This is a genomic window from Phormidesmis sp. 146-33, assembly GCF_052939515.1.
The window spans coordinates 17,675-29,585 of the sequence record NZ_JBJPHU010000089.1 but is presented as its reverse complement, the minus strand read 5'-3'; the positions used below and the strand labels follow the sequence as shown (position 1 = coordinate 29,585).

At 47.0% G+C, this 11,911-nt stretch carries 15 protein-coding genes; 11 read left to right on the top strand and 4 right to left on the bottom strand.

The features are described 5' to 3' along the window. Window positions 1-286, bottom strand: a 286-nt coding sequence (locus ACJ2PR_RS26275) for a hypothetical protein (protein WP_446879175.1), incomplete at its 3' end; no start/stop codon positions are given. A gap of 186 nt (window positions 287-472) precedes the next feature. Then, a complete protein-coding gene (locus tag ACJ2PR_RS26270; RefSeq protein ID WP_446879174.1) occupies window positions 473-685 on the bottom strand; it encodes a hypothetical protein in 213 nt (70 codons plus the stop codon). Between the two features lie 420 nt (window positions 686-1,105). Here ACJ2PR_RS26270 and ACJ2PR_RS26265 point away from each other — a divergent pair, with 420 nt between their 5' ends. The 5 genes from ACJ2PR_RS26265 to ACJ2PR_RS26245 all read left to right on the top strand — a co-directional run bounded on the left by ACJ2PR_RS26265 (window position 1,106) and on the right by ACJ2PR_RS26245 (window position 4,283). Next, window positions 1,106-1,405: an ArsR/SmtB family transcription factor gene (locus ACJ2PR_RS26265; RefSeq protein ID WP_446858692.1), complete on the top strand. Its 300-nt coding sequence runs from the start codon at window positions 1,106-1,108 to the stop codon at window positions 1,403-1,405. A 65-nt stretch (window positions 1,406-1,470) separates the two neighbouring features. Beyond that, the gene (locus tag ACJ2PR_RS26260) at window positions 1,471-2,106 is read left to right on the top strand and encodes a cation transporter (protein ID WP_446879173.1); all 636 of its coding nucleotides are present in this window, start codon (window positions 1,471-1,473) and stop codon (window positions 2,104-2,106) included. 442 nt (window positions 2,107-2,548) lie between these two features. Then, window positions 2,549-2,728: a hypothetical protein gene (locus ACJ2PR_RS26255; RefSeq protein ID WP_446879172.1), complete on the top strand. Its 180-nt coding sequence runs from the start codon at window positions 2,549-2,551 to the stop codon at window positions 2,726-2,728. Window positions 2,729-2,734: 6 nt separating this feature from the next. After that, entirely contained in the window at window positions 2,735-2,911 is a 177-nt protein-coding gene (locus ACJ2PR_RS26250) for a hypothetical protein (RefSeq protein ID WP_446879171.1), read from the top strand. 289 nt (window positions 2,912-3,200) lie between these two features. Next, complete coding sequence (locus tag ACJ2PR_RS26245; protein WP_446879170.1) at window positions 3,201-4,283, top strand: glycosyltransferase family 4 protein; 1,083 nt, start codon at window positions 3,201-3,203, stop codon at window positions 4,281-4,283. 92 nt (window positions 4,284-4,375) lie between these two features. On the opposite strand, the gene ACJ2PR_RS26240 is transcribed toward ACJ2PR_RS26245, so the two are convergent. Next, entirely contained in the window at window positions 4,376-5,149 is a 774-nt protein-coding gene (locus tag ACJ2PR_RS26240; protein ID WP_446879169.1) for a GUN4 domain-containing protein, read from the bottom strand. 247 nt (window positions 5,150-5,396) lie between these two features. After that, entirely contained in the window at window positions 5,397-6,842 is a 1,446-nt protein-coding gene (locus ACJ2PR_RS26235) for an aminotransferase-like domain-containing protein (RefSeq protein ID WP_446879168.1), read from the bottom strand. A gap of 188 nt (window positions 6,843-7,030) precedes the next feature. Here ACJ2PR_RS26235 and ACJ2PR_RS26230 point away from each other — a divergent pair, with 188 nt between their 5' ends. The 6 genes from ACJ2PR_RS26230 to ACJ2PR_RS26205 all read left to right on the top strand — a co-directional run bounded on the left by ACJ2PR_RS26230 (window position 7,031) and on the right by ACJ2PR_RS26205 (window position 11,896). Next, window positions 7,031-7,222, top strand: coding sequence for a hypothetical protein (locus ACJ2PR_RS26230; protein WP_446870263.1), 192 nt, complete (start codon window positions 7,031-7,033; stop codon window positions 7,220-7,222). Window positions 7,223-7,403: 181 nt separating this feature from the next. Continuing rightward, entirely contained in the window at window positions 7,404-8,285 is an 882-nt protein-coding gene (locus ACJ2PR_RS26225) for a DMT family transporter (RefSeq protein ID WP_446870262.1), read from the top strand. Further along, entirely contained in the window at window positions 8,282-8,773 is a 492-nt protein-coding gene (locus ACJ2PR_RS26220; RefSeq protein ID WP_446879167.1) for a DinB family protein, read from the top strand. Before ACJ2PR_RS26225 ends, ACJ2PR_RS26220 begins: the two co-directional genes overlap by 4 nt. Window positions 8,774-9,249: 476 nt before the next feature. Then, complete coding sequence (locus ACJ2PR_RS26215) at window positions 9,250-9,876, top strand: cytochrome b/b6 domain-containing protein (RefSeq protein ID WP_446879166.1); 627 nt, start codon at window positions 9,250-9,252, stop codon at window positions 9,874-9,876. Further along, window positions 9,877-10,575 (top strand): molybdopterin-dependent oxidoreductase, encoded by a 699-nt coding sequence (locus ACJ2PR_RS26210; RefSeq protein ID WP_446879165.1) that lies wholly within the window; start codon window positions 9,877-9,879, stop codon window positions 10,573-10,575. 316 nt (window positions 10,576-10,891) lie between these two features. Next, window positions 10,892-11,896, top strand: coding sequence for an aspartate carbamoyltransferase catalytic subunit (locus ACJ2PR_RS26205; RefSeq protein WP_446879163.1), 1,005 nt, complete (start codon window positions 10,892-10,894; stop codon window positions 11,894-11,896). Window positions 11,897-11,911 lie beyond the last annotated feature (15 nt).

Here is an 11,911-nt window from a genome sequence, read left to right as displayed (position 1 = left end):
CAAAAGCAGTATTTATCTTCGTGAGTTTAGAAACTGCGATCGCAAAAGCAGTATTTGTCTTTGTGAGTTTAGAAACTGCGATCGCAAAAGCAGTATTGATGAATAGGTGAGTTGTATTTGCGATCGCAAAAGCGGTATTTGTAAACTGAAATCTTGCAACTTTCCGAGAAACCCGCCCTCGAATCAATCCAGGGCTAACGGTGCAAAATCCATTGAAATGGGTTAGAAGCCCAACTGAGTCAGGAGTGTAGCCTCTTTCAGCAAACTTCCAAAATAAGCCTGTCATAAATGGCGGGGCGAGGGTTGCGACAGATGCCAGATCTCAATCCTTTCTATCGTCGTATCCTGGCGTTGCTGATTGAAGGGATAAATCTGTGAGAAGTGTCCATCTTTTCGCCCCCTAAATCCCCCAAAATTGGGGGACTTTGAACGTTTGGTTGCCCTCAATCTGGAGGGCAATTCATTCCGTGATTTAGCAACGCCTATCCCATAGTTGAATCGTGACATTGTTGTTCAGTTCCTCCACATGAATCAGAGCAGGGTCATCCATCACCCAGTCAAATCGAGTGAGCGACCGCTGAAGATGATAGTTGGGCAAGATGCGAATCACCTGGTACTCGGTGATCAAGTCACTGCCGCCATCCCACTTGAGCAGGGCGAGTTGATTGGAGACGATCGCGCTCAACTAGGCACAAAGTCGTCAATACTGTCGCCAATGTCCGGCAGAATGCCAGACGACACCATTAGAAACCGCTCCTGCAAATCCAAAGTCACCCGGACTCGATAGTGTCTGCCCATTGAGAAGTGCAACTCAACGGTGAACGCGATCGAGCTAGGAAAAACATTCCTGACTGCTATGTTAATTTCTCCCTGAGTTAGTGCAAGGAGAATAAGGAAGCCAGGCTATCGAAAGTATTTGGGGTCTGATTCCGGCTTTCAAGACCCCACAGCAAAGCTGACGGTGTACAATTATGAACGCCTCCGTAAGTTACTGTAATTAACTAGAATTAAGTTGTAAAACTCGTGCCCGTCAAGATTTGTGACTAAAGCCAAGCCAAGCGACATTTGCCAAGTTCGATGTTTTAACGCGGAGTTAGTTACTCAGGTGAGTGACGCACTGCCAGAAGACGATCTTCTGGAAAATGCTCAAGTTCTTTTCGGTGCTTTGGCAGATAAGTCACGTTTGAAGATTCTCCATGCTCTCAGCGACGGTCAAGAGCTTTGTGTCTGCGATGTGGCTTCCCTGCTTGAAGGCAAGATCGCGTCTGCCTCTCATCACCTGCGAAAACTGCGCGACCTCAAAATCTTGAAGTACAGAAACGATGGCAAACTCGCTTACTACTCCTTGAAAGACCAGCGTGTAGCTGAAATTCTTTGCCACGCTTTAAAGCAACTTGCCGAGTGAAACATTCCAGTGTTGGTTTGAATGTAGACTTTTTTGCAGTAACGTTCTAACATTGGTTTGAATGTTTGAGTAAAAAGTGGGCTATGAGCGACAATTGTTGCCAAAATAAGGGTAGTGAGCTATCAAAACTGAAAAAACAGCAAGCCAAGGTGCTTTGGGCGGTGCTGTTCATTAATCTGGGAATGTTCGTCATTGAGTTTGGGGCAGGAGTTCGAGCAGATTCGCTATCCTTAACCGGAGATTCACTCGATATGTTGGGTGATGCGTTGGTCTATGCCAGCAGTTTATATGTCATTAACAAGGGCAGTAAAGCTCAGGCTGGGTCAGCATTTCTCAAAGGAATCATCATGTTTTTGTTTGCGATTGCAGTTTTCGCAAGAGCAAGCTATCAACTATTTGCGAGCACAATCCCGGAAGCAACTATCATGAGTACGGTTGGAGTTTTAGCGTTACTTGCCAATTTATTCTGTCTGCTACTGTTGACTAGACACCGGGAGGATAATTTAAATATGTCTTCTGTGTGGTTGTGTTCACGAAATGACATCATTGCGAATACGTCCGTTCTTGTGGCAGCAGGGTTAGTTTTTCTGACGCACTCTGTACTTCCAGATTTAGCCGTAGGTTTGTTGTTAACGTTTGTTTTTGCAAAGTCGTCAGGGAAAGTGCTTTCGCAGTCTTGGAGAGAGATGCAGCAGGCATAGTCAGGTTTCCAATCGTGCAATAGCGATCGCAGTCTAACAATAGTGTTGCAGCAGACGGAACAGAGGTTATGGGTGGGATGCGAAGGATGTTAGCCGCCGCTGAACACGAACGTTGGCTGCTTAAATCTAGGTATAGACAGCAGTTCAGGATTCTAGGTTGGGATGTCAAAGCTTAAAGACGTTAGCTCATAACCCAGCGTGAGAACAATGATTCTCCCTTTCTGAGTTATGGCTTGCTCAAAAGACAGCAAGGTTATCGTCATGGTCGGCTTTGCAGACAAATTCCAATCTCTTGTAAATCAGGCGCAGCAGAAGATTACAGAGATCCAGAGCAATGAACAGAAAGTAACTACTCAGGCTTAAATCTTAGTAACGAATTGAGGGATCGGGCAAGAGAGACACTACGCTTCTGGGAAGCGGGCAGGTGCAAGAGGCAAAGACATTGAGCGAGACCCCTCCGAAGCGAGAAATCAGTCGAGCAGAAATCTGTGCCGTGTATGCTCAGGCAGAAGATGCGGTGATTGCCTTAGTGGAAGGATTACTGCAACGCATCACGGGGTTAGAGCAACGAGTCGAAGAGCTAGAGAGGCATTGGGAGGTTATTTCTACGCAAGTCCCTTAGCAGTGATTGGCAATCGACCTGCATCTGATTCCATGCTATGGCACCCCGACCGACACCGAGTTGCCTTACATCTATCGGTCTCAAGCGAAATCGGGCACCACTTCTTTCTTCGCTGATGCCACCGTTTATGTGATTGCAGCAAAAAAATTCATCGAACTAACCCTCGCTGAGGCGATCGAATGACCCGACTAATTATTGGACTTGGGATTGTTTGTAGGATCGACGATCGGGAGTGCCGCTCTCATGCTCCAGGGGGGTTAGTTTGTTTTCGCTCACATCCATTGCTCTGAGTATAGTTGGCAGCGACATTGGCATCTAGCCAGGGTATTGTTTGGCTCGATCGTTAGGCGTTCTCTAACTCATTGACAAAAGTATCACTCAGTAATCCTCCCACGGTTGGATGAAAAATCTCTAAGTGTTTTGTAAAGTCATAACCAGATAATATTTTTTTTGTAAATCTGGAGACTTGTATATGCGAATCGCTCAGATTGCGCCCCTCTGGGAAAGTGTTCCTCCTCCTGCTTATGGGGGGGCTGAGTTAGTCGTCAGCTTGATCACGGACGAATTAGTGCGTCGAGGTCATGAGGTGACCTTGTTTGCCAGTGGTGATTCTCACAGTTTGGCTGAGATCGAGGCGGTTCATCCCCGTGCGCTGCGGTTAGATGGCAACGTCAAAGAACATGCGATTTATGAAATGTTGCAATTGAGCGAAGTGTATCAGCGATCGCAAGAGTTTGACATCATTCATTCTCACATCGGTTGTGCTGCTTTGCCCTGTGCGCCGCTCGTCAAAACGCCCACGGTGCATACCCTCCACGGGGCTTTTACAATGGATAACGAAAAGCTCTTTAGACATGCTCGTAACCAACCCTATGTCAGTATTTCAAACACTCAAAGAGAACCGAGATTAGGCTTAAATTACGTCGCGACGGTCTATAACGGTATTAATACAAATAGTCATAAGTTCTATTTGCAGTCAGATCGAGCCCCATATCTGGCTTTTTTAGGGCGTATTTCACCAGAAAAGGGAACTCACACGGCGATCGAGATCGCAAAACGCACAGGCTGGCATTTAAAGATTGCGGGCAAGGTCGATCGCGTAGACGTTGAGTATTATGAGGAGCTGATCAAACCCCACATTGACGGCAAGCAGATTGAGTATTTAGGGGAAGCCAATCACGTTCAAAAAAATACGCTGATGGGGAATGCGGTGGCGACTCTGTTTCCGATTACCTGGCGAGAACCGTTTGGCTTGGTGATGGTGGAGTCGATGGCCGCCGGAACGCCTGTGATTGCGATGGAGCTAGGCTCTACGTCCGAAATCATCGTTCACGGTAAGACAGGATTTTTGTGTCACAGCGTTGACGAATGTATTGATGCGCTTGATCAGGTGCATACTATCGCTCGTCAGGCTTGTCGTGATCACATTGCCAATCACTTTGATGTTGTACAAATGGCGGATGGGTATGAGGCAGTGTATCGTCAGCTTTTGGTTGATCGCTTTGCTCAAAATGGTCACAGTCGCAATCGCACCGTTGCAACGTTGTTGAATTAGCGGTACACATTTAGCTGTTAGGAGAGTGATTAATTAACCGTTTATAGTTGATCATTCTCCATTCAAAAACTCAGTTTCATTTTGAATTCTAATTAGTTTTCTAGCGTGCAAGAACGTATTCGAGTTGCGATCGCTTCTATTGTAAAAATGCCAAATTCGTCGCCTAAGTACGGCAAGTGACCTCTCGGTGCTTCCAGGTTAAATGTCAGTTGGTCGTAGCGTTTCCAATGGTGATCGATCAAACGATTGACCCGCCAGCCGACTCGATCGCCAAACCGACTCCAAACTTCTGATTTATCCCAAAAGGTTGCATCTATTTTTTGCCAAAAAGCAGACTGCACACTAAAGCCAAATCGATCGCCGCTGTAGTCCATCCAAAGCTGATCGAGAATCTGTAAATCTTGACAGGGGAAGTCGATCGCAATGCGTTCTGAAGTCAAGCGACCCCTTGCGGGTATCTCGGAGAGATCGGTCAACCGCAATCCGCAGGCTTTGAACATAGCGACTTTTGTTTCTTGATCGGCTTCTTGCCACCGTTTTGCTGCCAAAAGACTTCGCAGATATTCATAGTTCAAGCTGACGTAATACTGTTGAATTGCTTTGAGAACTCTCGGTTCTGATCGGTCTTTGAGCAGCAAATAAGCACTTTGCCGAACCTCTTCTGAGCGATCGTTGAGCGCCCGAATCACCAAGTTTAATCCTCGCTCTCCATACTGAAGAGATTCGATCAGCGCGGCAGATCGGTGGGTGGCGATCGGATTTTTTAAGCGTCGTCTCAGTCCCTCAAATCCGCCTAAAATCAGCGCTCCCGTCGGAACTTGAGACCCGCCCAAGACGGCATCATCGTGTTGAGGTTCGTTGGTCATCGTGAATGCGATCGTCTTGATTTTTAACGTAAATTCGATGAGGGGGTTTCGCTGCGTTGTTCAGCACTTCTGCTCCCCAAGCTGCCAATTTTGGGGGACTTTCAGAGAAGAATTCTGCTTCAAAGTCCTCTACTCGTGGGGGATTTAGGGATCTGCCTGAATTAACAACCGCAGCGAGTCACTTCCATCAAATTCGCCTATTTTCAGAATGCCCAGGTAGAGACAATCCAAGGTCAAGCGAAAAACTTTATCTGGACAACTGTTGTTTGATTAGCGCTCCCAGGGTTTGCATTGCCCGATCGACTTCCTGACTCCAGGGAATTCCACAATTGAGGCGCAGACAGTTTTGATAGTTGCCAAAGGGCGAGAACATGACACCGGGAGCAATGCTGATGTGTTGTTCGAGAGCTTGTTCATATAGAATCATGGCATCAAAATGACTGCTCAATTCTAACCACACCACATAGCCACCGTTGGGGCGCGTCACCTTTGTTTCGGGTGGAAAATATTCGCAGATTGCTTGAGTCATGCGATCGACTTGTTGCTGATAAGCGCGCCGCAGATGACGCAAATGGCGATCGTATCCTCCACTAGCGAGAAAGGCGGCCACCGTGAGTTGGGGGGCGATCGCAGTTGTCCAATTCATCGTCATTTTGAGTTGTTCGATTTGCATTTGATAGCGTCCTGGCACAACCCAACCGACGCGCAATCCAGGGGAAAGGGTTTTGCTAACAGAGGCGCAATATAAAACACGTCCCTGAGTATCAAAGGCTTTGACCGCTTTGGGCCGAGTGCCTTCAAAATACAAATCTCCATAGATATCATCTTCGATCAGCGGCACATCGTATTCATCCAACAAAGTGATCAGTTGTTTCTTTTTGAGATCACTCATACAACTTCCCAGAGGATTGCTAAAGTTTGTCACCAGAGCACAGGCCGCAATCTGACGCTTTTCTAAAACGGCTGCCAAATGCTCTAGAGAAATGCCTTCTTTGGGATGAGTGGGTAATTCTAAAGCTTTGAGATGAAGGGCACCCAGAGCTTCGAGCAGACCGTAATAGCAAGGGGACTCGATCGCGACTACATCCCCTGGCTGAGTCACGGCTCGAAGGGACAAATAAACCGCTTCTGCTGTCCCATTGGTAATCGCCATTGCATCGGGATTAACCGAACACCCAGCATCCATCAATCGCCTGGCAACTTCGTGACGCAGACTCTCACAGCCTTTGGGTTGCGAATAAGAATGAACTGCGTCGGCATGGGCGCGAATTACCTGATTCATAAGGCGATTGAGGGTGGCGATCGGCAACAATTCCACGCTAGGAACGGCTGCCCCTAAGTTGATTTGTGTAGGGTCAAGTTTGGTCACGCCGAGTCGGTAAGCGAGAGAAACTTCGACAGGCAAGTTGGGTTTGGGCAATTCAGACTGATTGGGTTCGGCGGGTGTGATCAAGCGCAATTTGACAAAATATCCCGACTGGGGGCGCACTCCAATCCATCCCTGGTCTTCTAACAATCGGTAAGCTTCGAGAACTGTAGAGATGCTAACGGAGAGTTGTTGATGCAGTTTGCGAACAGAAGGTAGACGATCGCCCGGCTGTAGCGTTCCTTCAAGAATCAGTTTGCGAAGTCGATCGGCGACTTGTTGGTAGAGGTTTTTGTCCTGAGATTTTTCGATTAGTTCGACTTTCATAGCTGTTCTTTTGAGGGGAACCAATACAGTTTGGGGCGATCGCAACCATTACAGTTGTCACAACTAGAACTGTACCCATCACAATTTAGCTTAACTGCCTCTGTTTTGCTTAAGAAAGATCAGAGAAGATGAATTGTAGAGTAACTCAAAAATTGAATGTTTGAAATCGTAACACAGGAGAATCAGCAATGCGTTTCCGTCAAGTTTTTCATGGATTAATGAATGCAATGACAACAAGTTTAGAACCGAGAATTACAGAGAAGCGCGATCGCTGCGGCAACACTTACTATCAAATCTACAATCCAACCAATCAAACCTCTAGCACCCTTAATTCTGAAGCAGAAGTTCGGGCTTGGCTGGATCAACATCACAATTGGTAGTTGAAGCTGCTGGAGAATTCAAATGAGGTCAGTTTGAGCAAGTTTTTTCGCTGCGTTGCTCAAGACTTCTGCTCCCCAAGCTGCCAATTCTGGGGAACTTTAAGACAAAATTTTTGACTTGCAACCAATGATTGAATTTACGTCAGATGCGATCGTCAAAGCTCACATTCAGCATTTTTGAATGAAAGACGAATTTAAGGCATCCCTGTTTGGGCTTTTAGGCGTTTGTGGATTTGGTTTAACGTTACCTGCGACAAAAGCGGCTATTCCTTTGTTTGGAGTCGTTGCTGTTGGTGTAGGTCGAGCGATTATTCCTGGCATACTCAGTCTATTACTACTCGTAATCACCAAAAGCAGAAAACCAACGCCTCGACAAGCTCGACGACTGATCACAGTAGCATTGGGAATTGTATTTGGCTTCCCATTGTTTAGCGCTTATGCAATGGAATCTGTTCCGGCTTCTCATGGCGCGATCGTCGTTGGTCTGATTCCTTTATTCACCGCCTTGTTTGCCGTCATTCTTGCTAAAGAAAAACCATCTTTGGGATATTGGATTTCAGGATTGATTGGCAGTTCAGCGATCGTGCTTTATTCCATTGACCTCAGTGGCGGCGTTTTACACAAGGCAGATATTGCTTTATTGTTCGCAGTCATCAGCGCAGCCTTTGGGTATGCAGAAGGAGCCAGATTAGCGAAAGAAATCAGCAGTTGGCGTGTGATCTGCTATGCGTTGGTCTTCTCATTACCGATCGCGATTCCTCTCTTTTGCTCGACCGTGACGATTTCCAGCGATCACAATGTCTTATCTGCGTGGATTGGCTTTCTTTATGTCAGTCTCATTAGTATGTTTCTAGCATTCTTTGCCTGGTATAGAGGGTTAGAAATGGGCGGTATTGCTAAAATTGGTCAACTTCAGTTACTTCAACCATTTGTGACAATTTTTGCTGCTGCAATTCTCTTTTCTGAACGGCTTTCTGGCGAAATGTTTTTAGTATTAGCGATCGTCTTGACAACGGTGCATTTTGGCAGAAGATCAAAGGTAGTTCGCAGTGAGCCAATATGAACAATTACACCACCCTGGCCGCCTACAACCATTGGATGAATCAAAACCTGTATGAAATCTGTGCCAATATTCCCGATGCCAAGCGCAAAGAAGATCTGGGTGCATTCTTCAAGTCCATTCACGGTACGCTAAATCATATTTTGGTGGGCGATCGCATCTGGTTGGGACGCTTTACCCAAACTCCCTTTGTCGCCAGACTCGATCAAGATTTGTACGCTGATTTTGAGGAACTTCGCCAAGAACGTGAGAGGAGCGATCGCCAGATTCTCACCTGGGCGGCTCAACTTTCAGACTCATGGCTCAACGCGCCTTTTACCTACACCAGTGTCACTCAGCCCGTTAATTCTTACACTCGTCCCGCTTGGCTATTAGTCACCCACTTTTTTAACCATCAAACTCACCATCGCGGTCAATTGACAACCCTGCTCACCCAACTTGGATATCCAGTAGGAACCACCGATTTGCCTTACCTGCCTGGTTTGACATAGCTCAACGTGAATTCGAGAAATGCTTCTCTGTAGTGATTCACTCGAAAATGACTCCTAAATCCCTCAGTACGAAACCTTAAGGATCGTGAATTAAACAACCTGTAATTCTTGCGGTTTCGCTTCGTTTAATTCGGCTTCTGCCCCCTAAATCCCCCAAATTTGGCGGACTTTGAACCGCGAAACTGCCTTAAATTCCAGAATCTCTGCTTTCTCAAAGTCCCCCAGACTGGGGGATGTAGGGGGCGAAGCAACCAGGCAATCATCGATCTTATTCAATTGACGATCCTAAGCCAGAACACTTGCCTTAAAATCTCCATAATTGGCAGCTTGGGGCAAAAGCACTAAACAACGCAGCGAAAACCTTCATCGAACTTCTGAAAAAACTCCTAGCAGATAGCTCAAACTGAGACTGCTAAACTCACGTTTTTTGGTAATTTGTATGACAATAATGAGGGAGAATACCGGATTGTTTGACCATGACTGCTGACTCCGCTCAAAGCTCAAAGCCGCCCCTGTTGCCCAAACAAGCGATTCTAGCCAAAGTATTTCATTGGGCAAATGTGGTTAGTTTGTCGATTATGTTGACCAGCGGACTGCAAATCTACAACGCCAACCCCGTTTTTGGAGGACGAGCCGGGCTGGAGATTCCGCCGATCTTTTTGCTAGGAGGCTGGCTGGCTGGCGGTCGAGACTGGCACTTTTTTGGCATGTGGCTATTTTCTCTCAACCTACTCTGGTATGGGTTCTACATTCTGATTAGCCGTCGCTGGAAACATCGTTTTGTCGGATTCAACGATCTCAAAGCACTGCAAATCGGCAAAAATCCCAAACGCAAAGCATACGCCTGGCATCGGGTGGTTTATACCGCGATCGTTCCCATTCTGCTCCTCTCGATTCTCAGCGGCATGGGCATGTACAAACCTGCTCAGTTTCCCTGGATTGTGGAAATGTTTGGCGATTGGCAATCGATGCGCGTGGTGCATTTTATGACGGTGCCGACGGTGATTGTGTTTGCGATCGTGCATTCCCTGCTCGCCCTCAAAATTGGTGGCTCTCCACTGATTGAATCGATGTTTTGGCGCAGATTAAAGATCGAGGAATAGATGCAAGTTAACCGTCGCCAATTTCTAAAAACTGCGGGTTTGTCGAGTGGTGGTTTGCTGCTCGGTGGCTGTGCGTTGAGTCCGCTGGCTGACCTTGTAGGGATTGTTTCTGAACCTCTTAACCAACGAGTTGAAGAATTATTACTCAAGCCGCAAACGCCCGTTCCAGAATTTCCGATTAGCAAAATTGAGCCAAACAAGCTAATTATTAATACCTTCGGATTTACGCCTGAAATTGATCCAAAAACCTTTCGATTAACGATCGATGGCGAGGTCAATCAACCCATGCAGCTTAATCTTGATGATATTTACAAACTGCCGTTGACTTCGATGGTGATTCGTCATGTCTGCGTCGAGGGATGGGCAGCGATCGTGCAGTGGGGCGGCGTGCGGTTGCGCGATCTGATTGCCCTGGCACAGCCCAAAGAAAGCGTGAAATATGTGTACTTTCAGTCAGCCGATCGCTACTACGAAAGTTGGGATTTAGCCTCCTGTCTGCATCCTCAGACTTTGATGGCGTATCAGAAAAATGGGGAGAAACTAGCGATCGACTATGGGGCCCCGCTCCGACTGGCTGCCCCGATCAAACTCGGCTACAAACAAAGTAAATGGGTGACCCGCATTACATTAACCAACAGCCTATTTCCCCGCAAAGGCTACTGGGAAGATCAAGGCTACGAGTGGTTTGCCGGATTGTAAGTCTTAGAGGATGCTTAAAAATTAGTCGTTCATACACTCAATCGCCCTGCACCGAAGTACTGGCTCACAGTGTGAAGTTCATTGAAATGGGTTAGAGGTAATCGTTCAAAGTCACTCAGAATGGGAGACTTAGAGGCGAAAAGCTTGACACTCCTCATAAATTCATCCCTTTACTTAGCAACGCCAGAAATCTTTTTCTAAACCTCCTTTTAGCGGTCTTTCATAAGATTCGAGCATAGGATGGTGGGAAGGCAGTCGTTTTGCGCTATGAATATTTGAGTGATTTATTTTTGCTGTATCGTTCCTCACAATTTTCATGTCTTGGACTCGTCATCATGTACTTTCTCTCGCAGACTTTTCCCCTGCGGAATACGACATTGTGCTGCAAACGGCCAGTAGCTTTCGAGAAGTGCTGTCTCGCCGCACCAAAAAAGTGCCTACGCTGCAAGGTCAAGTCGTCGCCAACCTGTTTTTTGAATCTTCGACCCGCACCCGCAGCAGTTTTGAACTCGCCGCCAAACGTCTCTCTGCCGATACGCTCAATTTCGCCCCCGGCACGTCTTCTCTGAGCAAAGGAGAAACGATTTTAGACACCGCAAAAACCTATCTGGCGATGGGCACCGACATGATGGTGATTCGCCACAAAGAAGCGGGAGTGCCGCAAGCGATCGCCGCCGAAATGGATCGTCTAGGCGTGAAAGTGGGCGTGTTGAATGCCGGGGATGGACAGCACGAACACCCGTCTCAAGCGCTGCTAGATCTGTTTACGATTTGCACCTTGCTCGACTCAGAAAACCCACGATTGTCATTACTAAAAGGCAAAAAGATCGCGATCGTCGGTGACATTTTGCATTCTCGCGTCGCTCGTTCTAATATCTGGAGTCTGACCGCGAGTGGGGCTGAAGTGCATTTAGCAGCACCGCCAACTTTGTTGCCCAAATGGTTTGCTGATTACGTAGAAGAATCCGACAATTCTTTAGATCGCAAACTCTTTATTCATTGGACACTTGATCCCGCTCTTCAGGATGCTGATTTTGTGATGACTTTGCGGCTGCAAAAAGAGCGAATGACCAGCCATTTGTTGCCCAGTTTGCGAGAATATCACCAACAGTTTGGCGTGACGCGCGATCGCCTTCAACAGTGTCGATCGCAGGTAAAAGTTTTGCATCCCGGCCCGGTCAATCGGGGGGTAGAAATTAGCTCTGATTTGATGGATGATCCGCAGTTTAGTTTGATTTCACAACAGGTAACCAGCGGGGTTGCTGTGCGAATGGCGTTACTTTATTTGATGGGAGGCGGCAAAGAAATTAGCGGAAGATAATGCCGTTTTCAACTT

Coding starts and splice junctions, on each gene's coding strand:
- ACJ2PR_RS26245 (WP_446879170.1), top strand. CDS start 3,201: ATGCGAATCGCTCAGATTGCGCCCCTCTGGGAAAGTGTTCCTCCTCCT.
- ACJ2PR_RS26240 (WP_446879169.1), bottom strand. CDS start 5,149: ATGACCAACGAACCTCAACACGATGATGCCGTCTTGGGCGGGTCTCAA.
- ACJ2PR_RS26235 (WP_446879168.1), bottom strand. CDS start 6,842: ATGAAAGTCGAACTAATCGAAAAATCTCAGGACAAAAACCTCTACCAA.
- ACJ2PR_RS26230 (WP_446870263.1), top strand. CDS start 7,031: ATGCGTTTCCGTCAAGTTTTTCATGGATTAATGAATGCAATGACAACA.
- ACJ2PR_RS26225 (WP_446870262.1), top strand. CDS start 7,404: ATGAAAGACGAATTTAAGGCATCCCTGTTTGGGCTTTTAGGCGTTTGT.
- ACJ2PR_RS26220 (WP_446879167.1), top strand. CDS start 8,282: ATGAACAATTACACCACCCTGGCCGCCTACAACCATTGGATGAATCAA.
- ACJ2PR_RS26215 (WP_446879166.1), top strand. CDS start 9,250: ATGACTGCTGACTCCGCTCAAAGCTCAAAGCCGCCCCTGTTGCCCAAA.
- ACJ2PR_RS26210 (WP_446879165.1), top strand. CDS start 9,877: ATGCAAGTTAACCGTCGCCAATTTCTAAAAACTGCGGGTTTGTCGAGT.
- ACJ2PR_RS26205 (WP_446879163.1), top strand. CDS start 10,892: ATGTCTTGGACTCGTCATCATGTACTTTCTCTCGCAGACTTTTCCCCT.